This is a genomic window from Nonomuraea spiralis (assembly GCF_014648435.1).
Classification (GTDB): domain Bacteria; phylum Actinomycetota; class Actinomycetes; order Streptosporangiales; family Streptosporangiaceae; genus Nonomuraea; species Nonomuraea spiralis.
On sequence record NZ_BMRC01000041.1, the window covers coordinates 1 to 26,039 of the forward strand.

At 67.5% G+C, this 26,039-nt stretch carries 23 protein-coding genes and 1 pseudogene; 20 read left to right on the plus strand and 4 right to left on the minus strand.

The window, feature by feature from the left end:
* Nucleotides 1-222: 222 nt before the first annotated feature.
* From IEZ27_RS48410 to IEZ27_RS48430, 5 genes are all read left to right on the plus strand, one after another.
* Entirely contained in the window at nucleotides 223-582 is a 360-nt protein-coding gene (locus IEZ27_RS48410) for a hypothetical protein (RefSeq protein WP_189653423.1), read from the plus strand.
* Between the two features lie 16 nt (nucleotides 583-598).
* Complete coding sequence (locus tag IEZ27_RS48415; protein ID WP_189653424.1) at nucleotides 599-940, plus strand: hypothetical protein; 342 nt, start codon at nucleotides 599-601, stop codon at nucleotides 938-940.
* A gap of 125 nt (nucleotides 941-1,065) precedes the next feature.
* A complete protein-coding gene (locus IEZ27_RS48420) occupies nucleotides 1,066-1,539 on the plus strand; it encodes a nucleoside-diphosphate kinase (protein ID WP_229825030.1) in 474 nt (157 codons plus the stop codon).
* Nucleotides 1,540-2,099: 560 nt separating this feature from the next.
* On the plus strand, nucleotides 2,100-2,585 hold the full coding sequence (locus tag IEZ27_RS48425; RefSeq protein WP_189653426.1) for a GntR family transcriptional regulator: 486 nt from the start codon (nucleotides 2,100-2,102) through the stop codon (nucleotides 2,583-2,585).
* A gap of 51 nt (nucleotides 2,586-2,636) precedes the next feature.
* Nucleotides 2,637-3,503 (plus strand): phosphotransferase enzyme family protein, encoded by an 867-nt coding sequence (locus IEZ27_RS48430; RefSeq protein WP_189653427.1) that lies wholly within the window; start codon nucleotides 2,637-2,639, stop codon nucleotides 3,501-3,503.
* A 31-nt stretch (nucleotides 3,504-3,534) separates the two neighbouring features.
* Here IEZ27_RS48430 and IEZ27_RS48435 read toward each other — a convergent pair whose 3' ends face one another.
* Nucleotides 3,535-5,532 (minus strand): hypothetical protein, encoded by a 1,998-nt coding sequence (locus tag IEZ27_RS48435; protein WP_189653428.1) that lies wholly within the window; start codon nucleotides 5,530-5,532, stop codon nucleotides 3,535-3,537.
* Nucleotides 5,533-5,832: 300 nt separating this feature from the next.
* Nucleotides 5,833-7,128 carry a hypothetical protein gene (locus IEZ27_RS48440; protein ID WP_189653429.1) on the minus strand — a complete coding sequence of 432 codons (1,296 nt, stop codon included), beginning with the start codon at nucleotides 7,126-7,128 and terminating at the stop codon, nucleotides 5,833-5,835.
* 382 nt (nucleotides 7,129-7,510) lie between these two features.
* Here IEZ27_RS48440 and IEZ27_RS48445 point away from each other — a divergent pair, with 382 nt between their 5' ends.
* From IEZ27_RS48445 to IEZ27_RS48515, 15 genes are all read left to right on the plus strand, one after another.
* Complete coding sequence (locus tag IEZ27_RS48445; protein ID WP_189653430.1) at nucleotides 7,511-7,678, plus strand: hypothetical protein; 168 nt, start codon at nucleotides 7,511-7,513, stop codon at nucleotides 7,676-7,678.
* Nucleotides 7,679-7,767: 89 nt separating this feature from the next.
* A complete protein-coding gene (locus IEZ27_RS48450; protein WP_189653431.1) occupies nucleotides 7,768-7,983 on the plus strand; it encodes a hypothetical protein in 216 nt (71 codons plus the stop codon).
* Nucleotides 7,980-8,279, plus strand: a complete 300-nt coding sequence (locus tag IEZ27_RS48455; RefSeq protein ID WP_189653432.1) for a WhiB family transcriptional regulator — start codon at nucleotides 7,980-7,982, stop codon at nucleotides 8,277-8,279. Before IEZ27_RS48450 ends, IEZ27_RS48455 begins: the two co-directional genes overlap by 4 nt.
* Before the next feature lie 178 nt (nucleotides 8,280-8,457).
* Nucleotides 8,458-8,622, plus strand: a complete 165-nt coding sequence (locus IEZ27_RS48460) for a hypothetical protein (RefSeq protein WP_189653433.1) — start codon at nucleotides 8,458-8,460, stop codon at nucleotides 8,620-8,622.
* Nucleotides 8,619-8,840, plus strand: a complete 222-nt coding sequence (locus IEZ27_RS48465) for a hypothetical protein (protein WP_189653434.1) — start codon at nucleotides 8,619-8,621, stop codon at nucleotides 8,838-8,840. The genes IEZ27_RS48460 and IEZ27_RS48465 overlap by 4 nt, the downstream gene beginning before the upstream one ends.
* Nucleotides 8,837-9,937, plus strand: a complete 1,101-nt coding sequence (locus IEZ27_RS48470) for a DUF2637 domain-containing protein (RefSeq protein WP_189653435.1) — start codon at nucleotides 8,837-8,839, stop codon at nucleotides 9,935-9,937. Before IEZ27_RS48465 ends, IEZ27_RS48470 begins: the two co-directional genes overlap by 4 nt.
* Complete coding sequence (locus IEZ27_RS48475) at nucleotides 9,934-12,165, plus strand: cell division protein FtsK (protein WP_229825026.1); 2,232 nt, start codon at nucleotides 9,934-9,936, stop codon at nucleotides 12,163-12,165. Before IEZ27_RS48470 ends, IEZ27_RS48475 begins: the two co-directional genes overlap by 4 nt.
* A gap of 141 nt (nucleotides 12,166-12,306) precedes the next feature.
* On the plus strand, nucleotides 12,307-12,528 hold the full coding sequence (locus IEZ27_RS48480) for a hypothetical protein (protein ID WP_189653436.1): 222 nt from the start codon (nucleotides 12,307-12,309) through the stop codon (nucleotides 12,526-12,528).
* 100 nt (nucleotides 12,529-12,628) lie between these two features.
* On the plus strand, nucleotides 12,629-13,552 hold the full coding sequence (locus IEZ27_RS48485) for a bifunctional DNA primase/polymerase (protein ID WP_189653437.1): 924 nt from the start codon (nucleotides 12,629-12,631) through the stop codon (nucleotides 13,550-13,552).
* Entirely contained in the window at nucleotides 13,549-14,886 is a 1,338-nt protein-coding gene (locus IEZ27_RS48490; RefSeq protein ID WP_189653438.1) for a YfjI family protein, read from the plus strand. The genes IEZ27_RS48485 and IEZ27_RS48490 overlap by 4 nt, the downstream gene beginning before the upstream one ends.
* Nucleotides 14,887-15,095: 209 nt before the next feature.
* Complete coding sequence (locus IEZ27_RS48495; protein ID WP_308427367.1) at nucleotides 15,096-15,293, plus strand: helix-turn-helix transcriptional regulator; 198 nt, start codon at nucleotides 15,096-15,098, stop codon at nucleotides 15,291-15,293.
* Nucleotides 15,293-16,705, plus strand: a complete 1,413-nt coding sequence (locus tag IEZ27_RS48500; RefSeq protein WP_189653439.1) for a tyrosine-type recombinase/integrase — start codon at nucleotides 15,293-15,295, stop codon at nucleotides 16,703-16,705. Before IEZ27_RS48495 ends, IEZ27_RS48500 begins: the two co-directional genes overlap by 1 nt.
* Before the next feature lie 390 nt (nucleotides 16,706-17,095).
* A complete protein-coding gene (locus IEZ27_RS48505) occupies nucleotides 17,096-21,880 on the plus strand; it encodes an HD domain-containing protein (protein ID WP_189653440.1) in 4,785 nt (1,594 codons plus the stop codon).
* Complete coding sequence (locus IEZ27_RS48510; protein WP_189653441.1) at nucleotides 21,873-22,199, plus strand: hypothetical protein; 327 nt, start codon at nucleotides 21,873-21,875, stop codon at nucleotides 22,197-22,199. Before IEZ27_RS48505 ends, IEZ27_RS48510 begins: the two co-directional genes overlap by 8 nt.
* The gene (locus IEZ27_RS48515; protein ID WP_189653442.1) at nucleotides 22,196-22,792 is read left to right on the plus strand and encodes a hypothetical protein; all 597 of its coding nucleotides are present in this window, start codon (nucleotides 22,196-22,198) and stop codon (nucleotides 22,790-22,792) included. The genes IEZ27_RS48510 and IEZ27_RS48515 overlap by 4 nt, the downstream gene beginning before the upstream one ends.
* A 373-nt stretch (nucleotides 22,793-23,165) precedes the next feature.
* Here IEZ27_RS48515 and IEZ27_RS48520 read toward each other — a convergent pair whose 3' ends face one another.
* Both IEZ27_RS48520 and IEZ27_RS54585 read right to left on the minus strand, forming a co-directional pair.
* Nucleotides 23,166-24,158, minus strand: a complete 993-nt coding sequence (locus tag IEZ27_RS48520) for a pentapeptide repeat-containing protein (RefSeq protein ID WP_189653443.1) — start codon at nucleotides 24,156-24,158, stop codon at nucleotides 23,166-23,168.
* A 1,358-nt stretch (nucleotides 24,159-25,516) separates the two neighbouring features.
* Nucleotides 25,517-25,784: pseudogene (locus IEZ27_RS54585) on the minus strand (transposase); the annotation flags it as partial.
* Between the last annotated feature and the right edge of the window lie 255 nt (nucleotides 25,785-26,039).

The following is a 26,039-nucleotide window of genomic DNA, read 5'->3' on the forward strand; positions in this document are numbered from 1 at the left end:
CTCCGGTGTTTCGTTCTTCTTGGTCGTTGAACCAACTACCGGAGACCTCTTCGTTCAACGATCACCGACACGCCTCACACGTGATCTTTCGAAACACGGCCTAGCTGACCGAGATCTGACCGCGGTCTGACTCTTGACTGCCTGCCTCGCTGGTGTTCCCGCCTGAGCCGTACGAATCCAAGGTGGAGGAGAACCGTCACCGTAAGTGAGGAGTAGAACACGATGCAGGCCCGCAACGCGGCCCTCCGCCCCGCCTTCCATCAGCCGGCCGAGGCGTCCGTGTTACCGAGGCGATCGGCGCTGCTCGCTCTTCTCGTGTCGAGCGATGCCGGCCGGACATGGCAGCTGAGCGGCACGCTCGACCTGCCCACCGACCGGTACGACGCCGTTGCACGCCTCTTCCTCATGACCGCGATGAGTACGTCGGCCAACGAGGGCGTCACCCAAGTGGTCTGGCAGGCACAGGTGTGGGCCGTCGACGAGGGCGAAGCGCCGACTGCGGACACACCGCCGGTCGTCTCGCTGCGCAGCGACGGCCAGCTCCCGCAGATGGGCCTCTCGCATCAGCTTCCGTCCCCATGACATCCGCTGAGGTTTCATGAACACCGACCCTCCGTCCTTCGCGAGCGGCCTGTCGTTCGTCCCGGACGAACTCGGATGGGCGTGGGCCGCCCACCTGCAACACCACGCGGGTGGCCAATGGCTCGTACGTTGGGAATCTGGCAGCCAGCGGTTCACCGCCGCATATCTGGGCGAAACGGCCGAGGACGGTGGCTACCGGAAGGCACTTACTCCTCAAGGGCTATGGGAGCGCATCCTCGCGTTCGACCCCCTACATCCTCTTCTGGACCTGGGCAGTGACCATGCCGATGATGCTGGCGCTTGGCAGCTGCGCATCGGCTCAGCGCGGCATACCGATTCCCTGTGGAGGGCCGGATGATGCGGCCATTCGTGACCCGCCTGGAGGACGGCAACCCAGCGTGGCCTGCGTCGGTCGCAGGTGGAGGCATGGCAGTGCCTACCTTCGATGAGCCGCCAGGTGGTTGGGGCCGCTGGACAGTCGTGATGTGCAAGCCCGACGCGACGGACCGCGGGCTCGTCAGGCCGATCCTCCAATGGATCGCCGGCACTGTGACTATCGTCCGGACCCGAGAAGTGATCGTCACCGCCCGGCAGATCCTCGCGCACTACGCCGACATGCTGGAGCTGCGGCATCGCTTCCCGTTCGACGTCCGTGCCGACCTCATCGATCACTACGTCGGCTCCACCGTGACGGTGGCACTCGCCCACGGGGAGACGAACGACACCGCCCAGCAGGTACGGGACCTGCTCGGTCACTACGACCCGTCTCGTGCTCCGTCCATCACGATCCGCGGCTTCTACGGCGACGACAGCGCTGAGAAGGCCGCTGCCGAGGGGCGGCTCATCCGCAACCTCGTCCACTCCAGCGACAATCCCGGCGATGCCGCGGCCGACTTCAAGATCTGGTTCGGCGAGTCGTACCGGGACGTCCTGCAGCAGGAGGCGCACCCCCGATGAGCCAACCCGCCGCCGGTCCCGCGAAGCTCCGCGTGGTGCCCGCCGCTCAGGAACTGGAAGACGTCTCGGGGCGTACTGACCAGATGCTCGGCCGGAGAGCTGGAGCGATGGATGCCGCGCAATGAAGCCACGAAGACCGGGAGGGCCTCTGACGGCGTCCCGACTCGGCCTCCGGTTCTGGACAAGGATGCGTGGCCATGTCCGGGGTTCGCTCCGCACCCACCACGCCTCGCCCACGGCAGGACATCGTTCCTCGACTGGACGACAGACAAGCCGGCGCAGTCCCGAACGCTCGACTACACATGCGCATGCCAGCCGATCGTCTACGAGTTAGTGGCGTCCGGGGGCAGCTATCGAATCCGCCGAACGGAGCGGACGGCACCTCCTCGCGTGACGTACGCCGGCCCATGGCGACGTCAGGCAGCAGATCGCATCTGGGCACAGCTCCTCTCGGGCGAAGTGAGCTTATGTACCTGACGGCCTCTGTGAAGAGACACGCGAACCCGCTCAGGCCCCGTCGTCCTAGCCTTGAGTCTTGTTGCTGCTCGCAAGGGAGCCCCATGACGCAAGGCAAAGCTCAGCCCACGTACGCCACCATGGCCGACAACCTCCGCCGCCGGATCACAACGGGGGAGTACCCGCCAGGCGGAATGATCCCGTCGGAGGCGGCCTTGATGGCCGAGTTCGGCGTGGCTCGCGGCACCGTCCGCCAGGCGCTCGCGGAGCTGGAGCGTGAGGGCCTGGTCGTCAGCCAGATGGGACGAGGCCGCAGGGTGCAGGGCCAAGCCGCGCCGGACGTACAGCCGAGCACCCGCTACGAAGACGTGGCGAACCAGCTCCGCGCCGCCATCAAGGCCGGCGAGTTTGCCCCGGACGTCCGCCTGCCTGGCGAACCTGTCCTGGCGGCAAGGTTCGGCACCGCACGCATCACGGTACGCAAGGCCCTGGAACTGCTTCAGCAGGAGGGCCTGATCGTCGTCATCCCCAGCAAGGGCCGGTTCGTGGCCACCAAGCCACCACCTTCAGACAGGAACAGCGAGGGCTAGTTCATGACGGAGTCCCACACCGCACGAGGCTTCTCTCTGCAGGACGCACAAATGGCGCTGATGGCGGCCTGCCATGACGTCGGACTGGACAGCCGGGACGCGGTTCCTCTGCGAGTGGGGGAGAACATCCTGTTCCGCCTCGCATCCGCTCCGGTGGTGGTGAGAATCGCTCGCAGCGTGGATCTCCTGAGTGACGTCCGAAAGGAGGTCGCGATCGCGCGCTGGCTGGAAGCGGTCGACTTCCCGGGCGTGAAGCTCCTCTCTGACCATCCCCAGGCACTCATCGAAGAGGGGCGCGTGGTCACGTTCTGGCAGCACGTGGACAGTGACGGCCCATCGCCGGGCTTCAGGGACTTGGCAGTGATGCTGAAGGAACTGCACGCGCTGCCCAAACCGGTGGACCTGGTCTTGCCGCTGTTCGACCCGTTGGGCCGAGTAGAGGACCGCTTGGACTGCGCCCAGAGCATTTCAGAAGGCGACATCGAGTTCCTGCGTCGACGCGTCAAGGAGCTCTACGCCGAATACAACGCCCTGGAATTCGCGCTACCCGCCGGCCACATTCACGGCGACGCCCACAAGGGCAACCTGCTGCGCCGCACGGATGGGAACGTGATTCTTCTCGACTTCGAGCGATTCGCGTTCGGTCCACGCGAGTGGGATCTCAGTACGGCCATCGGGGTTCCCTTCCAGGGCTTTCGATGGCTCGACGACGAGGAGTACGCACAGGCTGTGGATGCCTACGGCTTCGGCATAGCGGAGTGGCCGGGACTGCATACACTGCGTCGAATTCGCGAGATCACCATGACCACCTGGCTCATGCAGAACGTGGAACATGGTCAGGATGTTCGCGCTGAATTCGACCGCCGCATCGCATCTCTACGCCATGAAGTTCTGCCGCGTGCCTGGCGGCCCTTCTGAGGCCTGTTATCCGCCGGCCTGGCACGATCAACTAGGGGTTGCTCTGGTTGATGGAAGCCAGCGCGGACCGGGCGGTCTGTTGGTAGTGCTCGTCGGCCCAAACGTCGCAGTCCGTCACGCGAGCCCGGCCGTATGCGATGGTCTCCAGTGCCGGTACGGCCGCTTCTGCCGCTGAGCCGATCCTGCCCAGCGCCTCGACAGCGAGGAGTTCAGAGGGAACCCATCGATGTCCCAGATCCGACAGTGGCCTGGCGGTGATGGCCTCCAACAGCGGCGTGACGAGCCCTTCGCTGTCGCCGGTGATCGCGAAGAGAGCTCGGGCGATCGCGACTCGGTCGTACAGGTGGCCATGCTCGGCATCGTAGAAGTGTCGGCGCAGCACTGGCGCGGCGATGGTGGCGGCGGGACCGAACTGTTCGAGCATGGGGGCGACATCACGAGCGGCATGGCCGCCGTATCGTTCGAGGTGTTCGGTCAGCAGTGCCGGGGCCTGTCCAGGGTCGCCGGTGATTCTCCACAGTGCCCAGGCCGCCTCGTGCTGGTCACGCTCGTCGTCGAGCAGAGCACGTATCTGAGGTTCGACGTCGGCGGCGGCCGGGCCCATTGCGCCGAACAGCGGCAGCACAACGGAGAGGTACATCGGTGCCAAGCGGGCGGTGATCGCCGGTGCCAAGGGCGCTGCTGCCGCTCCCCACGAGATCAGCGCGTCGCAGCAGTCGACGTATTGCATGGTGCCGTTTGTGTCCGAAGGACCGAGATAGTGTTTCAATGCCGGGATCAGCGCATCCGCTTGCACCACCAGGGCTGGGATCATGTCTCGGACGTTGAGGTGTTTGACGTGGCCGTGCTGGTCCTGGAAGGCGGCGATAAGCCAGGGGATGCAGCGGCCATCGCCGAGCATGGCCAGCCCTTCTACGGCAGGAGCGACTGCTTCCGGCCACGGTTCGGCGGGTTCTCCCGTGAGCATCGCTGCCAGCACGTCCGCGTACGCCGCGGCGGCTTGGCCGGAGCCGGCGATCAGCTGAACTGCATATCTCAGGGCGTCCTGTTGGCTGTTCTTGGGCCGTGATACGGACACCAGATCACGCGCCAGGTCGGCAAGCAGCGGAAGCAACTCTGCCGGCGCGGCGCGCCAGTGCCAGATCGCCTCCCGGGCACTGTGCAGACCTCGGTCGACCGCTTGGTGTCCGGGACGGAGCAGCAGATCGCGGGTCACTTCCCGCTGCCAATGTTCCGCCCCTATTAGCGCCGTATTGAGGGGCGTGATTCCGAGGCCGTGCCATACGAAGCGCTCCAGCACCGAACCGGCGTCAGCGTGTACGTCGGCCATTAATTTGATCAGCGCGTCGTCGTCCGGTTCCGCTGTGGGATCCGACAGGGCGAGCCCCGCCGCGGCGGTGGCTCGCAGGTCGCGATGCACAGAGGGGTCGCTGAGCAGGCTGTTGAACCACGCTGCGTGATCGGCCGCCGCCAGCCATGCCACAGCCAGTACGCAAGCAGCCGCTCCGGTGTCACCCGGCCGCCTCGCCGCCTTCTCGGCCCGCGCGCGCAACGCAGGAACACTCTGCGGCATGGCCTTCGGCAGGCAGGCCAGCAGACGTGCCACTTTCGCCACGACGTTCGGAGAGACATCGTTCAGCAACCGCACGAGCGTGTCGACGTGCTCGACCATGGCATTCCGGGCGAGAGCCGCGTGGTCAGGCTCGGGACCGGCGGCGGGATCCCGGAACACGTTGCGATGGGGCTGAGCTTTCGCCATGGCGGTCATCAGGTCCACGATCAGCCCACGGTGAGGCTGCCGCGCAACCCTGACCGACTCCATCAGGTACGGCACCAGGTAGGGAGCCGCGGCGTACACCTCCTGGCACGCGATGTCGTGGAACAAGCCATTCCACAGCCGTCCTACCGGCGACCCCTCCCGCATACCCGAAGGTGCCGCCGCGATCTCCCTCAGGAGCTCGGGCACCGCATCCGGGCCATCGGGCCAGTAGCCCAGTCGCGCCCACGGCACTTCGTCCACAGCCTCCAACGCCGCACCACCTCTCCAGACGCAAGAACCGCAACGGCAACGCCGTCAGTAGCCGAGGCCGTTCAGAGCAAGCGACCTCTCCTGACGCACGGACCACACCTGTGCATCTTCCAGATCAACGCCCAACACCGGATCACCGGATTCGCTGCCGCAGCATCTCAGAGGGCGACGACATTTCGGTAAGACCCTGCAGTGCCGCCCCGATGGGTTGCCGCGTTCTGGCTCGGTGAGGACAGCACGTCCATCCACAATCGCGCCCCGGAGTACTCCACCAGCCGCCGGAGCGATTCCGTTTGACGGCTAGCTCGTGACGAGAGTCTCGCAACGTGCTTGGACGAGTCGCGTCTCGGCGAAGGTCTTGAAGTCCCGTACGAGTGGATCGTCCTGGTAGCGCGCGAGCTTGTTCATGAACTCCCTGACGTACCGCCGCGTTCGAGTCGATCGGAGATCCGCCACTGTGGCTACCACCTCGCGGGCGATCGCGATGCCCTGCTCCAGGTCTCCGGCGGCGACATGGCTCGTGGCGAGAATGGTCCGCACGAAGGAGAGGCTTCGCACGTAGAGGGTTTCCGAGAGTTCCACACTCTCCAGTACGCGGTCTCGGGCCTGGTGGTGATGCCCGAGGTCACGGAAGCAGTGGGCGAACTCGGCCGCCAGCTCGGCCTCGTCGAAGTACTTGAGCCAGACCGGGTCGTCCTCGGGATTCCGGCGCTCGAACCATCGCTCAGCCTCGCCCAGTGCGCGGCTGCAGCCGGACTCGTCGCCCTGGGACGCGAGTGCGCGAGCCTCCATCGCGTTGAACAGGGCCATGGCCGTCGGAGTGGACGCGCCTTCGGCGCCCATGCGGGCGGACCTGGCGAGGTTCGCGGCCATGCCGTAGTGGCCGAGGTAGTTGGCCTGGTGGCTCATCCCGGCCAGGATGCGGCCGCCGAGCATCCGGTCGCCTGCCTCGCGGGCCAGCGTGAGCGCCTTGGTCATGTACTGCTGGGCCAGGCCGTGCAGCCCTGTGTCGTAGGCCATCCAGGCGGCCAGTCGCAGCATGGCCGCCGTCTCCGAGAGGAACTGCCTGCCGAGCGTCGTGTCCGGGCGTACGTGCTTGAGCAGCGGCTCGATCTCCATGGCGATGTACTGGACGACCGTGGAGCGGGCGTGTCCGCCGCCGAACCGATAGTCGAGCTTGGCGAACAGGGCGGTCGTCTCTCGGACGGCCTCGACGCAGCCCGCAGTGATCAGGCGGCCTTCGGCGCACGACCGTACCGAGCCTTCAGGCGTCACCAGCCACGTGACCATGGAGTCGTTCCAGGTGTTTGGGGACACCTCGCTCTCCACCACGCGGGGATTCGACGACAGATCTCCTGAGATCAGGACCGTCACATCGTCAGCGAAGCCGCCGGCCTGCTGCTGGGAGGGGACGACGAAGGGCGTCGCCTCGGCGTACATCATGCCGATGTCGCGGACGCTCACTCGCTCGCCCAGCTTGCGGCCGAGGGCCTCGGCGATGAAGTGCGGCGTCAGTCCGCGGGGGTGCATTCCGTCCAGCCAGCGTTTCACCGACACGTGATCGCAGCGGATGTCGGCGCCGTGAGTCGCGGCCACGTCCTGCACCCGTCGTGCCAGGGCCTTGTTCGAGCAAGCGGCTCTCGCCATGACCGCCGCGAGCTGGTGATTCGGCTCTCGGAGCTTCATGGCACTCCCGTCGCGCAACGGCTTCACAACCCTGGGTGATCATAATGTCGCAGACAGTTTGCACCCCCTCCGGGTCGCAGTGCACCCCCCTTCGCTCAATTGCACCGTCTTTTGAACGCTGCCGTACCCCCTGACCTGCGCGGTTTTCTGGTGCCACGAACACGGCGGGTCCCGAAAGGACCTTGACGGACCCGCCAAGCCTGTTCTATACCTGTACAGGACGGCTTCTCTCATGAGAGGGGCTGCCACCAGGAGAAACAGGCTTCGCGACGACCAGAAGGGACACCGCTCGATGCCTGCTCTCCGACCCCGCCGTTTCCTGCCCACGGTGCTGATGATCGTCACGGCCTTCTTCGTGGTCACTCAGCCGCACAAGGCCGCGGCCGCCGTCAACACCGCCATGGACGCCGTACAGAAGATCGCCCAAGCCCTGACCGTCTTCAGCGACGGACTCGGCTGAACCACACCAAACGGAAGAAGCCGGGGCGCGGCCCAAAGTCGCCAAACCTGATCCGCGCCCCGGCACCCCTTAGAAGAGGTGTCTCAACTATGACCCACGGGTCCAGCAACACACAGCCCACGTCCGACATCGGCCTGCCCATGCGGGCCGTGACCTGGTCCGCCATCCAATGGACCTGCCTCGTCTGCGGTGGCGCCGAGGAGATCGACCCGGCCGAGGAGGCGCCCACTCCGCCGATCTGCCCGTCCTGCCACCAGCTCGCCGTCGCCGAGGCCCTCGCCACCCTGCTGGGGGTGCGCCGATGAACGAGATGACCACCAGCCGGGGCGACGAGCAGCTGTCCGACCTTCGTGATGTTCTGCTGAACGCCGACCCGGCCTGCGAGAGCGACGACGCCGAGCTCTTCACCGGCCCCGACCTGTTCGAGCCCGAGCCGGACGACGTCCGGGAGGCGCGCGAGGCGAAGGCCAAGGCGTTGTGCGCCGAGTGCCCGGCCCGCGCGACCTGCCTGGCGTACGCGCTGGCCGTGGTTCCCGAGGCCGGTGTCTGGGCCGGCCTGACCGTCGAGGAGCTCCGCGACCTGAGGGAGGTGGCTGCCTGATGGCTCGCTTCCAGTGCGCCGACTGCGGCCGGCGCTCCCCTAGCCCGTTCAGGTGCCGTGGCTGCGGCGTCCGTCGCCAGGTCGAGGTCTGTACGGCTCACGGCACCCGTTGCCTGCCCGGCTGCCGTATGTGCCGCATCCTCGCCCGCTCACAGTCCGGCATCTGAAGGGAGGTCACATGAACGCCATCCGCCTGTCGCCATGGCCGGGCACGTGCTGCCCGCGCTGCAAGGCCCAGCTCGACGGCGGCCCCGTCCAGTTCTACTGCGCGGCCTGCCGCCGCTCGGTGTTCGCCGCCGACCTCGACCACGAGATTCACGTTCCACTCTGGAGAACCGCATGATCACTGTTCTGCTCTATCTGGTGATGTTCGCCGCCGGGTTCTTGGCCTGCGAGCTGGTACGCATCGCCCAGGAACGGTTCCGCATCCACCAGGTCGTACGCTTCAGCGTCCACTCCGCCGGATCGCCGGACAAAGTGCTCCGCGTCTGGTCCAGCCGCCGCGCCAACTGGTGCAACCGGCCTGGCTGCCTGCGCTGCTGGGGACGGTGGGGCCGATGACCGCCGCTGTCTACGGACCTCGTCCGCTGAGCGAGGGCGAACAGACCGCCGTCTCGGTCACCGCCGCCGCGGTGGCGAGCCTGGGCCTGCTTGGCTTCGTCATCAGCTTCGCCACGGTGGCCAGGGCCGCCGAACCGTCCTTCGGCTGGTTCGCCTGGATCGTTCCACTCGCGATCGACCTCGGCATCGCGGTCTTCTCGGCGCTCGACATCGTCCTGGCCAGGCTCGGCATGCGCCTTCGCCTGCTCCGGCTCGTGCCATGGACGCTGACCGCCGCCACGGTCTATCTCAACGTGGCCGCCGAGGACACCCTGTTCGGGATCATCGCCCACGCGATGCTTCCCGGCCTGTGGGTGGTGGCCGTGGAGGTCGGTGCGTACGCCATCCGCAAGCGTGCCGACCTGACCAGGCCCGACCACATGGAGTCCATCCGGCTCTCCCGGTGGGTGCTGGCCTTCCCGTCCACGTTCGCCCTGTGGCGCCGGATGGTGCTGTGGGAGATCCGTTCCTACCCGAACGCCCTCGGCCGCGAGCGTGACCGCATCCTCGCCCGCACCGACCTTCAGGACCGGTACGGCCGGCTGTGGCGCTTCAAGGCCACTCGCCGCGAACGAGCGCTCTACCGGCTCGGCGAGCTGACTCCCGACCGGATCCGACTCGCACCTGTGCCCGAGCGTCCCGCCCTGCCACCGAAGCCCAAGCACAAGGCAACCAAGAAGACCGCCCGACGACCCCGTGCCGACGTGGACGACCTGATGCTGCTCGGCCGGCAGATCGCCGCCGACCACGAGACGCGCAAGGTCCAGCTCACCCGCGACCGGCTTCGGGACGCCATCCGGCAGACCGGTCAGTCGGTCTCCACCGACCGCGCGGGGGCACTCCTGGCCCGCCTGCGGACAGAACCACCAGACCGCACGCCGACCGCTGTCGCTGAGGCGGTCGGACCGCAGGGTCCGACCGCGGACGACCGACCGGACGAAGCGCGGTCCGACCGCACACCGTCGCAGAAGCAGGGCGCGGCCTCCACTCCGCCAAGAACAGCGGCCGCGCCCCACCACCCCGCTACCGCCAAGGCACACGAGGTGTACTCATCATGACCCACACACCGCACGAGCCCGACCGCCGTCCGGAGCCCGGTCGCGAACTGCACGGCTTCGAGTGGCCCGACCGCGATAAGGACGAGAACGGCGATGCCGAGGTCGTCCCCCTCGACTCCCGCCGGCGTGCCCGCCAGACCGAGGACGCCGAGCCGGACGACGAGCCGGACGACGAGGTCCTGGACCACGAGTCCATCGACATCGCCGACCGCGTCATCGGCCCGCCGGTCGACCCGCCCGACGAGGACGCGGTACCGCCTGCGGCACGGACCAGCCAGCGTCGCGCGCCCATCATCCCCGCCTGGCTCCGTACCTGGCAGTCCATCCGAGCGATGATCGTCTGGCAGGCCCGCGACACCGCGTACGTCCTGGGCTACCACGCCGTTCGCTCACCGAAGTACCTGCTCAAGGCGCTCTGGTACGCGGTTCCCGGCGTCTTCAAGTCCATCGGCCGGCTGCTGCACTGGGCGACGGCGGAGGAGGGCAACTGGGTGCTGCGCCAGTACGCCGCCGACCGCAACGACCCGGAGATGTGGCTCAAGCTCGACAAGCAGCGCCAACGCCAGTCCCGCTGGCGCTGGTCGGTCGTGCTGGCGCTGTCCATCGCCGCCCTGGGCGGGCTGCTGGCCTTGCTGGTGGCCGACGTGCCTCGCTGGTTCCGTCTGGGCGCGCTGGTGCTGGCCGTACCGCTGCTGGCCCGAGCCGGCCGTCCTGCCGACAGCCCGATCACGGACCGCGTGAGCGACGGTCCGCGCTACCGCAAGCTCACCGCCGAGCTGGTGCGCCGCGCGCTGCTCCACTGCGGCATCTCCGGCATCACCCAGGCCGTCAGCAAGGATCCGAACGCGATCAGCTTTCCGCAGGAGATCCACCGCGACGGCCCCGGCCACCTGGCCATCATCGACCTGCCCTTCGGGGTGGAAGCAGCCGAGGTGGTGGCCCGCCGGGGCCGCCTCGCCTCAGCCATGCGCCTCCCCATGGACCAGGTCTGGCCCGAACCAGCCGCCGGCCACCCCGGCCGCCTCGCCCTGTGGGTCGGCTACGAGCCCTCCTCGCAGATGAAGCAGCCGCCCTGGCCGCTGCTGCGCGACGGCCAGGTGGACGTGTTCAAGCCGTTCCCGTTCGCCACGACACCACGGATGGAGACCGTCAACGCCGAGCTGGTGTTCCGCAACTGGCTCGTCGGCGGGCAGCCCGGCTCCGGCAAGACGTTCGGGCTCAGGCTCGCGGTCCTGGCCGCCGCCCTCGACCCGCGCGCCGAGCTGCGCATCTACGAACTGAAGGGAGTAGGTGACTTCAAGGTCCTGGAACCCGTCTGCACCGAGTACGGCAACGGCTTCGACGACGAGACGATCGCCCGCTGCGCCGCGATGTTCGCCTGGCTCTACAAGGAGTGCGAACGCCGCTCCAAGCGCATCGCCCACTACCACGCCCTCGGCAAGGCCCCGGAGAACAAGGTCACACCCGAACTGGCCTCGCTCAAGGGCTCGGGCCTGCACCCGCTGATCGTGACCGTGGACGAGATCCAAGAGCTGTTCCTGCACCCGCAGTACGGCAAGGAAGCCGGCGAGATCTGCGAGAAGGTCATCAAGCTCGGCCGTGCCCTGGGCGTGATCCTGCTCCTGGGCACCCAGATCCCGGACAAGGACAGCCTGCCGACCGGCATCACCCGCAACGTCAACACCCGCTACTGCATGAGCGTCGCCGACCAGACCGCGAACGACATGATCCTCGGCACCTCGATGTACAAGCAGGGGTACCGCGCCACGGTGTTCCAGCCGGTGCTGGAGGCCGGCTGGGGCATCCTCGCCGGCCTCGGCAAACCCGCCGCCCGCCGCTCCTACTACCTCGACACGACCGACGCCGACAAGGTCATCGTCCGCGCCAAGCGGCTCCGCGGCCTGGCCGGCACCCTGCCCGACCCCGGCACCCAGGCCCGCGAGGACGCACCCGTCTTCGACGTCCTGGCCGACCTCGCCGAGGTCTGGCCCGCCGGGGAGACGGCGGCCTGGAACGAAGCCCTGTGCACCCGCCTGACCGAACTCCGTCCCGACGCCTACACCGGCTGGAAGTCCGAACAGCTCACCAGCGCGCTCAAGCCGCACGGTCTGCGGGTCGGTGACATCGGCCGCCGCATCGACGGAAAGCCCGTCACCCGACGCGGCATCCGCCTCGACGATCTCACCGAGGCCATCGCCGAGCGTAACCGCCAGAAGCGCCCCGGCTGACCCGTCACGGGCTGCTAGCGCTAGTAGCCGACCCTGCTAGCGCTAGCACCCCCGCTAGCACCAGAAATCCGCTCCGGCCAGGCCGTTAGCACGCTAGCGGCCCTCCTCGACCACGCCCGAAAACCGGCCCAGGAGGCTGTCGTGTACCTCGCTCTGCTCGTCGCTATCACCACGATCATCAGCACGCTCTGTTACGCCGCGAAGTGCTACGTGAGCCCGTTCGGCCGCTGCCGCAAGTGCCAGGGCAAAGGCCGCTTCCCGCAGCGTCGGGGCATCCGCTACTGCCGCCGCTGCGACGCCACCGGCCTTCGCCTGCGTCTCGGCCGCCATGTCTGGAACTACGTCCGTCACCTGCACCGCTGACGGAAGCGGCCCCGGCGCACAGCCACCAAGCACGACGCCGGGGCCCATGCCCCAACCGATCACCGGCCCCGCGGGGCCGACTCAAGGAGCAACCACCAGCATGACACCTCATCCGCCCCGCCAGACGCGGTCCTACGCCCTGGCCGCCGCCGCCCGAGGCTGGCACGTCTTCCCGCTCGCGCCGGGGGACAAGGTGCCGCTCAAAGGCTGGAAGTGGAAGGAACACCACACGACCGACGCCGACACCATCAGCCGCTTCTGGACCGCCACCGCGTACAACATCGGCATCGCCACCGGCCCGTCGAACCTCGTCGTCATCGACCTGGACACCCCGAAGAACGGCGAGCAGCCCCCACCGCCCTGGAACCAGCCTGGAGTCAACGACGGGGCGGACGTCCTGGCCCTGCTGTGCGAGCAGGCCGGCCAACCGCTACCCCTGGAGACCTTCCAGGTCCGGACCCGGCGCGGCGGCACCCACCTGTACTTCACCGCACCCGAAGGGCTGACACTCGGCAACACCTCCGGCGCCAAGGGCCAAGGACTGGGCTGGCTGATCGACACCCGCGCCAGCGGCGGCTACGTCGTCGCACCAGGCAGCTACGTCGACCTCCCGGACGGCACCGGAACCTACGACACCATCCACACCGCCGAGCCCGCCCCGCTGCCGCCCTGGCTGGCAGAGCGGCTGGCCCGCACCGACCACGAGCACCAAGCGGTCCACGTCTCGGTCCATGACGTCCTGGCCGCCCTCGGCAACCAGTCCACTGGCTACGCGACGACCGCACTCCACAACGAGCTGCAGCACGTCCTCGACGCCGGGCCGGGAACCCGCAACCACACCCTGAACGCCGCCGCGTTCGCCCTCGGCCAACTCGTCGCCACGGGCCTGCTGCCGCACCGCCTGACCGAGGACGCCCTGCACACCGCCGCCCAAGCCGCCGGCCTGTCCCCCCGAGAGGCCGCCGCCACCATCCGCTCCGGCCTGACCGCCGGAGCACGCCAGCCACGCCGGGGGATCGCATGACCAACCCACTCGACGCCACCACCATCCTGGAGAACCTCGACGCCCATGCCACCATCACCCGCCTGCACCGCGACCAGTCCGGCGACCTGCCCCTCGGCCTGCCGGTCCCGCCGCCGGCCGCCGACCCGGCCATGTTCTACGGGCTGCCGGGGGAGTTGGTGAAGGTCGCCGACCCGTCCACCGAGGCCGACCCGGTCGGCGTCCTGGTCTCCGCCCTGTCCGCCTGCGGTGCGGTCATCGGCCCCGGCCCGTACGTCCAGATCGGCAACACCCGCCACCCGCTCCTGATCTGGCCGCTGCTGTTCGGCCGCACCGGCTCCGGCCGGAAGGGCCAGGCTACCGACACCGCCGAGATCTTCCTGCACCACGCAGGCATCGGCTACGGCGATCTGTGCGTCACCGGCCTGTCCTCCGGCGAAGGGCTGATCGAGCGCATCCGCGACCCCGACAGCCCGGACGACCCCGGCGGCACGATGGACAAGCGCCTGTCGGTCACCGAGCCGGAGTTCTCCACCGTCATGGCCCGCGCCAAGCGCGAGGGCTCGACGCTCGGCACGATGCTCCGCCAGGCATGGGACGGCCGAACGCTCGCCGTACTGACCCGCAACGCCTACCGGGCCTCGAACCCGCACATCGCGATCATCGGCCACATCACGCCCAAAGAGTTCCGCATGCGCCTGGCCGAGGCCGACATGGCGGGCGGCTCCTACAACCGCTTCCTGCCCGTCTACGTCGAGCGCTCCAAGCGCCTGCCCATCCCGGAAGGAGTCGCCCCCGACCTGCTGGCCCGCCTCAGCGGCCGGCTCCACGACGCCGTCAAGGCCGCCCGCCAGATCAAGCGCATCGCCCTCGACGAGGACGCCCGCGCGCAGTGGTCCACGGAGTTGTACGAGGAGTTCACCGCCGCCGACGACGAAGACCACGCCTGGACCGAGTTCACCCGCCGCTCAGCCCCGTACTGCCTGCGCATCGCCGCCCTGTACGCCGCCCTCGACGCTCGTACCCACATCACCACCACCGACCTGGGAGCAGCCGCGGCCCTGGTCCGCTACTCCATCGCCTCGGCCGTGTTCGTCCTGGACAAGCAGATGCGCGACCCGAAGATCGACCGCATCCGCCGTGCCCTTGACCAGGCCGCCGGCACCGGCATGACCCGCTCGGAGATCAGCGCCCTGTTCTCCCGCAACGTCCCCAAACAGATTCTCGACGAGCTCCTGACCAGCCTTACCGCCACCGGCCAGTACGAGACCTTCACCACGCCCACGGGCGGCCGCCCGTCCCTCCGCTACCGCCGCACCAGCCCCGACGAACAAAGAAGAAACAAGACCTCATGACCGACGCAGCCCAGCACGCAGCAGCGCCAACGCTCTCCCAGAAGGACAGCCCTTTCTTCGTCGGCCACGAACGAAGCCGATCACCACCATCCCGGCTCCGCCATGCGCCGACCTGTTCTTTCTTCTTCCTTCGTCCTGATCAACTCCCGGCCCACAGCCACCAAGCACGGGGCCGAACACCCAACCACCTGATCCGCAAGGAGCCGCACTTGGCCACCGGCACCACCCACCGAGGCATGCTCACCCTCGCCGACCTCTGCGCCGAACTCCAGATCTCCCGCTCGACCTTCTACGACTGGCGAGCCAAGGGCCGCGCCCCGCGCTGCCTCAAGCTGCCCAACGGCGACCTGCGCATCCGCCGTGCCGACCTGGACCGCTGGCTCGCCACGATGGAGGACGCCGCCTGATGAAGGACCTCACCTACAACGTCCGCGTCTACGCCATCGAGACGAGGAAGAACGCGGCTGGCAAGGTCACCTCCTACCGCGTGGCCTGGCAGACCACCACGAAGACCTGGAAGCGCTCGTTCAAGCTCGTCGCCCAGGCCGACACCTTCCGCGGCGCCCTGCTCACCGCCGCCCGCAACGGCGAAGCCTTCAGCACCCTCACCGGCGAACCCGTCTCCTGGGCCCGCACCGACCGCCCAGAGATGAGCTGGTACGACTTCGCCTGCAAGTTCGCCGACATGAAATGGAAGAACGCCGCCGCCAAGTACCGCCAGGACATCGCCCGCGCCCTCACCGCCGCCACACCCGCCATGTACACCACGACCCGTGGCAAGCCGGAAGACCGCGCTCTGCGCTCAGCCATGCACCGTTGGGGCTTCAACACCAAGCAACGCCAGCAAGCCCCCGAGGAGGCCGCCGACACACTGCGCTGGCTGGCCGACAACACTAAGTCCATCTCCGCCCTCATCGACGACGCAGGCCTAGTTCGTGACCTCCTGGAGTCCGCCACCTCCCTGCTCGACGGCACGCGCGCCGCTCCGAGCACCGTCCGCAAGCACCGCATGCTGCTGTCCAACGCCCTCGACTACGCCGTAGAACTCAAGCTCCTGCCCACCAACCCACTCAAGACCCTGAAGTGGAAGCCACCGACCAACGCCTACGAGGTAGACCGGCGCAGCGTCGTCAACCACAGCCAGGCCAAGGCGCTCCTCGCGGCCGTGGCCGCTCAGCAGCCAAGCGGCGAACGCCTGGTGGCCTTCTTCGCCCTCATGTACTACGCCGCCCTACGCCCAGAGGAAGCTATCAACCTCCGCCGAGACAACGTCACCCTCCCACCCCTTATCAGGAACTCAGAAACAGGCGAGATGGAGGAACACGGCAATGCCTGGGGGGAACTCCGCCTCATCAGAGCAGCGCCATACGCCGGCAGGGACTGGACGGACAGTGGCACGGCACGCGAGGAACGGGCACTCAAGCACCGCGCGGTCGGCCACAGCCGGAGCGTGCCGATCCCGCCGCCTCTGGTACGCATCCTGCGGGCCCACCTCGCAACGTTCGACAAAGGGCCGCACGGCCGTCTCTTCTACGGGGTCAAGGTCGGCGAGCTGCCGTTCATCACCTACCGGCGTGCATGGAAGGCCGCCCGCAAGACAGTCCTGACAGACAAAGAGATCGCCTCACCGTTGGTCGCGCGTCCATACGACCTACGCCACGCCTGCGTCTCCATGTGGCTCAACGCCGGTGTCCCCGCACCCCAGGTCGCCGAATGGGCTGGACACAGCGTCGATGTGCTCCTACGCATCTACGCCAAATGCATCGTCGGCCAAGACGAGGCCGCAAAGCGGAGAATCGCCGACGCCCTTGCCGACTAGGGCTGTGACCAGCGAGGGGGAGCCCGACGGATGGATCGGGCTCCCCGAGGAGCATCATGGCGTTGCTGCGTCGTCATCGCATCCTTTCCCGCGCGAGGCCCGGCGAGGAGAGCTCTGGGATGAGGGTGATGAGGGTGGTCGAGTTACGGATCACCTCCGGCCGGGAGGTGCAGGGACGCCCAGGTCCGACGCCATCCGAGGGAACGCCCAGGGGAGCGGGTGGCGGGCCGTCGCTCAACTGCGGTCGAGCCCACCTGGAGACCTTCAGCGAACAGATCTCCACCCTGGGTCGCACCGCACCTTCGATCATCGCGTGCACCCTCAATCGAACGCTGACCAAGACCTTGATTCCCCTCGTATAGCGGCGAATCGCCATGGCAAGGTATGTGCATGACGGTGCGCCATGCCCTCCTGATCGGTGTCCCCCGATGCGATGACGCGGCGTTCAGCGACATCGGCGACGCCGTCAGAATGGACGTACGCGCCATGCGCCAGGCGCTCGAGCAGTCCGACTACGCCAGCGTGGAGACTTTTGGCGTGGAAGGGGCCGACGAGCCCACGAGCAACCGCATCAGGACCCGCATCAAACGGGCTTGCGAGGCGGTCCCCGATGGCGGCGTGCTGCTGCTGTACTTCTCTGGGCACGGCATCACCGTCAACGGCACCGACTATCTGGTGCCCAGCGACGCCGACCGCGATCCTGGCGCGGCCGCGCCCGCCGTCGAGGACTTGGTCCCGCTCGTCCCTCCGCAGCTGGAGCGGTGCCGGGCCAGGCTGGTCGCCTTCTTCGTCGACGCCTGCAGGGACGACCCCGCCCAGTCGCACGCCCCCGACGTGCGCGGTGGCATGCTGCCCTATCTGCAGGGCGGCGACTTCGTCGTGGTGACAGGCTGCGGAGCGGGTCAGCGTTGCCGCTTCGGGGAGGCGGGCAGCTACTTCTCCCAGGCGCTCGCGCAGACGCTTGACCGCCGCAACCCGGCACGTACATTGCAACAGGTGCTCGACGACGTGCGGCGTCAGATGGCGCGCAAGCCGAGTCTGGGGCCCGACGACAGGCAGGAGCCAGAGGCGCACTTCACCGGCACCACCCTGCCCGCGGCGGAGGTGGAGGTGTGCGACGGCGACGAGCTGACCGTCGCCTGGCGCAGGGCGGTGGAGTCGAGCCCGCTGTGGAGCCGTGCCCAGGCCAGTCCGCAGGCCGTGTCAGCCATGCGCGACACCGTCTGGGACGTCGTCGACACGTGCGCGAGCCGTTGCGGCGAGGCCAAGGCCGAGCTGCGCCGGCGCACCGGCATTGACGACCCGTGGACCGATCAGAACTACCCGATCAGGGTCCTCGGCCAGATCTCGCTGCTGCTGGCAGAGTCCGCCGAGCTGTCCCTGAGCGAGGTGGGCATGCTCGTGGCCGCGCCGTTCCTGCGCGAGCGGGTCATGGCTGAGGGGGTACGGCAGGCGGCGCGGATCGAACCGGGCACGTTCGAACGGACCTACGTCAGCGGTCCGCGTAGTGACCTGGAGGTCACCCACGAGATGCACCAGCACCTGGTGCAACGCGCGGAGGGCTTGGCGGCCAGAGGCGAGCACGATGCCAGGGACGCGCTGGCCATGTGGCTGGTGCACCAATGGCTGGCGGCCGGGTCGTCCCTCTGGCGTGGGCCAGACGCGAAGCGCGCCTACGACGACGGCGTCCCCCTGCTCAACGCGGGCGGCCCGGCCACCACGCGGGGCGAGCTAGCCAAGCTGATCGAGGCCATCGTGCGCGCCGTCGGCGCCGATCCGGTCGACCACCAGGTGCAGGAGCAGCTTGGCAAGGTGTATGTGGACGACCGCTGGCGTGGGCTCGCCGCGATCGTCTGGGTGGCGGGACTTCTGGCTGCGGATGCCCGCCGGTTGCCCTCGGTCGTCGCCGACCATCTCGGCACCCGGCTCGAACTCCCGCTCGCTACCGTACTGTCCGCTGCGGAGCGGCTCGACTGGCGGCGCGCAGAGGACCGGCTCGACCTGCACTTCATCTGCGACCACCCTGCGCTGCACCTGGCCATGCAGGACCTGGCTGGCCGGGCGACCAGAGCGCTGGAGACCGTGCGCGCCTGCCTGTCGATGGCCCAAGAGCTCACCAAGGGCCTGCCGGAGCGCGTCACCACGCTGGGCCTGCGTCCTGAGCAGCGGGCGGAGGAGCCCGCTTACGCCACGCCGGTCACCACGTTCAGGCTGGCCGAGGAGAAGGTGCGCGAGCTGTTGATGGGGCGCCAACTCTACGACGACCCGGCGATGGCCATACGCGAGGTCTACCAGAATGCGCTCGATGCCTGCCGCTACAGGCGCACCAGGATCGACTACCTGCGCTCGAAGGGCGTGCCGCCCGGCACGTGGAAGGGTCGCATCACGTTCCGCCAGGGCGTGGATGACGGGCGCGCGTACATCGAGTGCAGCGACAACGGCGTTGGCATGGACCCCGACACGCTCCTGCATGTCTTCGCCAACGCGGGGGAGCGTTTCGTCTACCGGCAGGAGTACCGAGCGGAGCAGGCTGACTGGCAGAGCGTTCACCCGCCCCTACGCATGGTGTCCAACAGCCAGTTCGGCGTCGGGGTCTTCAGCTACTTCATGCTGGCCGACGAGATCTCTGTGATCACCAGGCCCGTTGGCAGGAACGGCATCGTCTCGCAACAGGCTTACCACGTGCACATCGCCAGCAGCGGCAGCCTGCTGCAGATCACCCCCTCACCCGCCGGCATGCCGGAGGGCGGCACGATGGTGCGTCTCTACCTGACGGGAGACGAGGACATCTCGGTCCTGCGCACACTGCGCCAGCTGCTGTGGGTCGCCGAGTTCGCCGTGGACGCGGCGGAGGAAGAGGTGGGCGCGGAGACGTGGGAACCGGGCGAGCTGCGCTACCAGGAGGAGACGGTCAAGTCATTGCGGTGTGGCGACGACCTGTGGTGGGTGTCGGGCGAGGGCGGCCTGATCGCGGACGGTATCAAGACGAACGAGGAGGTCTTCGGCCTGGTGGTCAACCTACGCGACCTGCGTAGGCCCCAGTTCAGCGTCAGCCGCAAGGAGCTGAGCAAGTGGGACGAGCACTGGGTGGAGGAGGAGATCGAGCGCTCACTGCCGGCGCTGATGTTGTGGCCAGGGCTCACGCTGACCTGGTTGTGGGCGGTGACCGAGTCGGCTCCGCGCGTGGCCCAGCGCATCTTCAACCACCTAGTACGGACGAACACCCAGATTCCGGTCGGCGGAACTATGGCGGCGGGCGCCGTCATGCGATCGCCCGCTCTTGGCTGCCTGCCAGATGACCAACGGCTGCTCGACCCCATGCGATGGCGCGGGTACCACGCCAGGTGGTTCGCCGGCTGGCGGGTCGGCGCGTGGACCCGCCATGCGGGCGCCCGTCCGGCCGGCACGTCCATCCAGGCGGTGACGCAGGACCCCTCCGGCTTCCCGACGGCGGGCCCCATCGACGCGGAACTCCTGACCCAGCTGGACGCCTTCACGAGGGCCGTCGCCCCCAACCTCGACATGATGATCGACGCGCTCGCCCACGAGGACGAGGAGGTCGCCGCTCGGATGAAACGGCTTCGGCGCTACGCGATCACCAGCCTCGACGTCACGGTCGCGCGTGAGCTCCCACCCCTGCGCCAGTCCTTTGACGACAAACAAAGCGCGCTGCTTTGGGCTACGGCCGCCTGGTCGCGGCCGGGCGAGCCTCCGCGCGAGGACGTCACCTACCAGCTCGTGAAGGCATCCAACGGGCTGGACCAACCGCTCGGGCAGGTGCTCGCCAAGGCGGCTGCTCTGGTGCCTGAGGGATGGACGCCGCCGGAGCTCGACCTCGGCGCGCTGTCCGACTACGTGTGCACCGCCGGCGACACTCTGCTGGCCATGCGCCTCACCTGGCAGGCGGCATGGGGAGAAAGGGCGCTGTGCCCCGCACTGCTGGTTGAGATTGCGGCCGACACCGGCCGGACCATCGGCCAGACCCTTCTCATGTGCGACAGACTTCAGCCGCTGGGGATGTGGGTTGCCGAGCGCGACCGCTACCCCAGCGAGCCCACTCCGCTGGAAGTCGAGGCGCTGCGCCAGGCGGACTATGCGGGCAAGGCGCTCGAACCCCTGCACCTGGTAGCGATCGCGGCTAGAGCTGACACCACCTTGTACGAAGCTCACGCGGGACTAACTGGGCTGGCAGCGACGGGCCTGCTGTCGCTGCCTGACCTCACCGGTCTGCCCGACCTCGCGCCCGGCCAGGCGGAGTTGGAGCTCATCGACGAGGACCTGCGGCGGCGGGGCAGGAACGGCCGCCAGGTACTCTGCACGGGACCGATGGCGGTCACGGAACTGCTGTGGGTGCTGTGCGGCAGGGGCAACAGGGAGCCGCGGCGGGTTGCCGTGGCCCGTTCGCTCGTGCCCTTCGTACGGGTCGAGGCAATCACCCAGGCTGAACTCGTCCGGGTCGCCCGGCTACTCTACTGTTCGATCGCCGAGGCCCGCGAGCACGTCGCCTCCGTCTTTCCCTGCGTCCTGCTACCGCCGGTTACACGCGACGAGAGCGTGCTGGCCCCGACGGACGAGCTGGGCTACGCACTAGCAGGTGATGCATGGCCGATACCGCTGGAGACCACCTGGCACCTGACTCCTGGTGAGATCGTCCGGGGCACGCTCGACGCTGGCCTGACGCTGGGCGAGTTCCTCGCCCAGCTTGCCCCCTACCGCGAGCTCGGCGCTCCCATCCCCGCCGTAGACTCACCCGAGCTGCGTGACTACCGCCCCGACGTCTACGACGCCGACCTGCTGCTCGAGGTCAACTACGACAGGAACGAGAGACCGACCCTGTGCCGGGTCGGCGCCCTTGACCTGGTCCGGATCGCGGGACGCTACGGCTGGCACGTCTCCGCGGCAGACGAGCGGCTGCACAGGCTGGTGCCGCTGGGGCTCACCCTCGACTACCCACCAGGCGTCTGTCCTGACGCGCTTGTCCACTGGCAAGACCTACTCGCCCTCACCGTCCACCTCGACGGCCACGCCCCTGCCATCGGCCCGACAGTCACAGCGCACCATCTGGCTCAGGCTGCTGAGCAACTCGACGAGCCCCAAACCCAGGTGCGCGAGCGCTTGCTGCCCTACGCCGCCCTATTCGGCCTCACCTTTCCAGAGGAGGAGCTCTTTGGCTGACATCGAGAGCCACAAGGCCATCGACTACCAGGTGGACGACCGCGGCCTGCAGGATTCAGGCTTCGCCGTGACCCCGGCTCCGGCAGGCGACCTGGAGGTGTCGGGCACATGTCCCGCCTGCCTGGGCAAGACCGCCTCTCCTTGGGTGTACGGGATCGCAGGCACCAAAGGAGTGTTCAAACGGGAGAAGCAGGAGAAGCCCAAGCCGACAGGCCCGCGCACCGTCTACTGCGAGTGCGGCTACATGCACCCCAACCGTCCGGAGACGGCGTGGGACCTCGGGTGCGGTGCCTACTGGCAAGTAAGGCTGCCGTCGTGAGCGTCGACTTGTGGCGTTGGGCGCAGCGCGCTCAACAACTACGCTTCCAGCAGTTAGAGATCGCCAGGAAGCAGGCGGAGAGCTGGCGCACTGGACTAGCCAGCATCACGACGCTGCTGGCGGCCGTGCTCGTCGTCAAGGGCAGAGACACCGTCGATGCGCTGGCGCAGCCGTTCGTTTGGCTGATCTCGCTGCTGCTCGCCATCGCGCTCGGCCTGCTGGCCTGGGCGACGCTCACCGCGGTGGGCGCCGCCTCCGGCTCGCCGTCCGACCAGACCCTGCTCACCGGCGAGGACTTGCGCGACTGGACGCGCGGCGAGGTCGAACGGGTCCAGGAGGCCATCGCGAGAGCGCGGCTGCTGACCGTGTCGGGCGTGGCGGTGGTCGCCTTCGCGCTTGGACTGTCCTGGCTCGGCCCGAAGGCCGCGCCCGACGCCCAGCTGGTCGTGGTGGAGTCAGATGGCGGGCGGTTGTGCGGCTCGCTCGTTGACACCGCGGGGGGCGGACTGATCATCAAGGCCAATGCGGATGTCCAGATCGTCCCGCTTAAGGCCGTCACCCGGATCAGGCCGGTGCCCGCCTGCCCTGCCTAGATGTGCTTAGCCATGAATTAGTGACATGCTCACCTGGTCGAAGACGAGTTGAGATCACGGTGCATAACGATGTGCTCCAACCAGCGCGCTCGCACATGCTGTTCAAGCTGCCCGTCTATCACGGACGCAAGAACGAGTACAGGAGCTTCACCTGGCGTCCGCGATCTGATCATGGCCGTCCAGCAGAGGCTCGGCGCTCCTATCGTGTGGTGCTGGGACAGCCTCAATGTGCACTTGGCGTCGAGCTGACCCAGGCCGAGGGGAATCCTGGTCACACCCGCCCGCGGCTGAGGTTGTTGGTCTGTGCGGGGTTCTAGCGGTTCGGCTGAGCACCGCTGCCATTTCCGGGATGAACGTGTTCACAAAAGTGCGATTACGCGCCCCTCTGATCCGGATCCTGATGAGTAGTCCGCTGCTCCGGAGGCGGGAGAAGCAAACCAGGAGCGGCGGGGGCTAGTCCGAACAAGGCGGGGTCCACGCCAGAGGCGGCTCGCAGATCCACCTCGCAGCCTTCGAACCGTGCGCCTTCGAATGTGACCTCGCTGCGGTTGAACACCGCTGAGCCGAAATATGCCTTGCCGTTCAGGAACCGTGCCTGGTCGAACCACACCTTGCTCCCACGGAATTGCGCGTTGGCAAACCAGACCTCGGCGCCGCAGAAGTCGGCATGACCAAAGGACACCTCTCCGCCGCGGAACTGCGTGCCTACCAGCCAAATCACACCACTGGAAAATGTCGCTCCATGGAACGACAGTTCGCCTCCGATCAACTCCATGTTGGACAGGACTACCTCACAGCCCGAGAATTCCGCCTTGTGGAACCAGACGTTTCCGCTGACGATCTGGGCGCCGCTGAACATCAGTGTGCCGGCTGAAAGCCGTACCCCGAAGAAAGGAACATCGCAGTCGATCACGGCGCCGGTGAAGTCGAAGTCGTGCCCGTGCCACGACGGTCCTGTCTCCAGTCGCAGATGAGCGCCGATGATCCGCCAGATTGTACGTCTGACCTCGGCCATCGACTGCAGATAGAGCCGATGTTCCACGGAGGCGTCTGGCTCGGGGGTGATCTCGTAGGGCATGCGCAGGTAGGCGCACAGTACGTCGATGCATGTCTGGCGGCCAGCAGGCCAATCGTCGGCGAGTCCGGCGAGAGCATGGATGCCTGCTAGTCGCACAGCCGCGTTGTCCTCGCCGAGTCGACCGCAGGCGGTTGCGAAGCGTTCGTTGAACACACGGGAGCGTTCGCGGTCTTCCTTGGAATGTTCGAGCGCGGAGGTCGTCTCGAGCACGCGCTGCCGCCGGTAGGCAACTACGAGTGCGATCACGCCGCCGACCCCGGCAACTGTGGCGCCAGAGATTTTGATCATTTCTAGGAGGCTTGCCAGTGAAGAGCGGGGGGCGGCTCCATCTCCGGAGTCCCCCAGGCGATCAGCAAAGCTGCGACCAGGCCGGCTACTCCAGCTGCGGCCAGCAGTAAAGCACCTGCCAACGCCGCGCCGATCGGCGTCAAGCGAACGCCGCCCATTTCGCTCGAGGGAGGATCTTCTCTTCGGTAGCCGGCGAGGGGTTTCGTTGCCACCTACCAAGCTTGGCAGCCCACTGACGTCTCCCGAGGTGTATTCGCACGATGGCTACAGAACTGACCACCTGCTCCCAAATTGAGTGGGAGTCGAGTTGCTGGGGCTCGCGTCCAGGCGAGGTGCCGGCGGAAACGGTCCCGCTGATCAAGTTCGGCAGACTCCAGCCGTGGCGGCCGATCCGTCTAGCAGCATGGCCGCCCGGGTCCAAGACTCTTCACGTTGTCCGCTCGCAGGAGCCTCAGCAGTGGCTTCCCGGTCACGAAGTCGTGACACCCGGGCAACGGTGGCCTCCGGTCGTTCCGATGATCGGGCTAAAGGCGATTATCGCCAGAACCACCATGATGGGCGTGCTCTTCGGGGCTGTGATCGCGCTGTGGGGTAGGTCTGGGTGAGAGTGTCCTTGGGGCAAGCCGATTGACGGTGGCAGTGCAAAGCGTGCAGCCCTTGGGAAGACATTGGGAAGGATCTCCCGCAAATGATCGCCGACAGCCGTACGTCACCGGACACACGAAAAAGCCCTTGACGGGCGTTCCCCCTGGTTGAGGGCGCTTTGCTGCTGGTCGAACGTGGTGCCCCCGGCAGGATTCGAACCTGCGGCACCCGCTTTAGGAGAGTGGAGCTTCCTCCGCCGGTTGCGACCGCTTGAGCTGGGCTAATAGCCCACTTGACGTTTGGGCTGTTCAAGATCATCCCGTACATGTCCCGCCCTGTGGCGGTAGCGGCCACGTCATCTGGTGGCCACCAGAGTAACAGCGTGGCGAGGTCTTGCATTGGAAGTGCAGCGGAGGAACAGCCTTCCCGAGTCATGGAAAGCTGCGGGAAGTCAAGTTGCCAGCGCTCTTGACGCCATGCTCATCGTTGGACATCGCACCAGAGAACTGGAGGGAGAAGATGCGAAAATGGCGGCCGGGATCGGCTGGAGCCACGGGTTACCTCCGGCACCTGTCTCCTGCCCGGCTCGAGTCGTCACCGACACAACACCCAGCAGGGCGTCCGCGTCGATGGCAGAGAGGACCTTCTCAATACGCTCAGCTGTCGGAGCCCGAGGGATCAGGCCTTGTCCAACCTCACCTGAGCAAGGTGCTGTACCAGCGAGCCGGCAGTCTGGGCCTGATGGAAGAGAGCTTCCGGCTCAGCCTTCTCGGAATCTCGTTCGCGCGCCGGAGTTCGGCGTTCTCCCGGCGCAGCCGCTTCAACTCAGCCGACTCATCCGTGGTGCGGCCGGGCCGGCTGCCTCTCGTCGATCCGGGCTTGGCGGACCTAGGTGCGCAGTGTCTCCGCGGTGCCGATGCCGAGCTTGGTCGCCACCTCGTTGATCGTGGCCCACTCGGTCGGGTAATCCGGCCGCACTTCGGCGACCATCCGCACCGCTCGGCGGCGCAGCTCGACGGGGTGGGGAGACTTACCTGGCATGGACTCGACCCTCTCAAGAGATCAAGCCTCCACCGAACCCGGCGCGGTTCAAGGTGTCGCGGCCCGGAGCGTGGCTCGTCGGTCACCTGCTTGACCAGTCGCGGTCGGCGGCGCAAACGGCGGTCAACCAACACGCGCCTTCAGTGTAACGACTCGGCAGGATAACGCGATCCCGTGGTGGCGCAGTGCGTGCATGAATCACCAACACCAGCAGTACACGGCTCTCCCCATTGGCATCTGGAAAAGTCTGGTAGA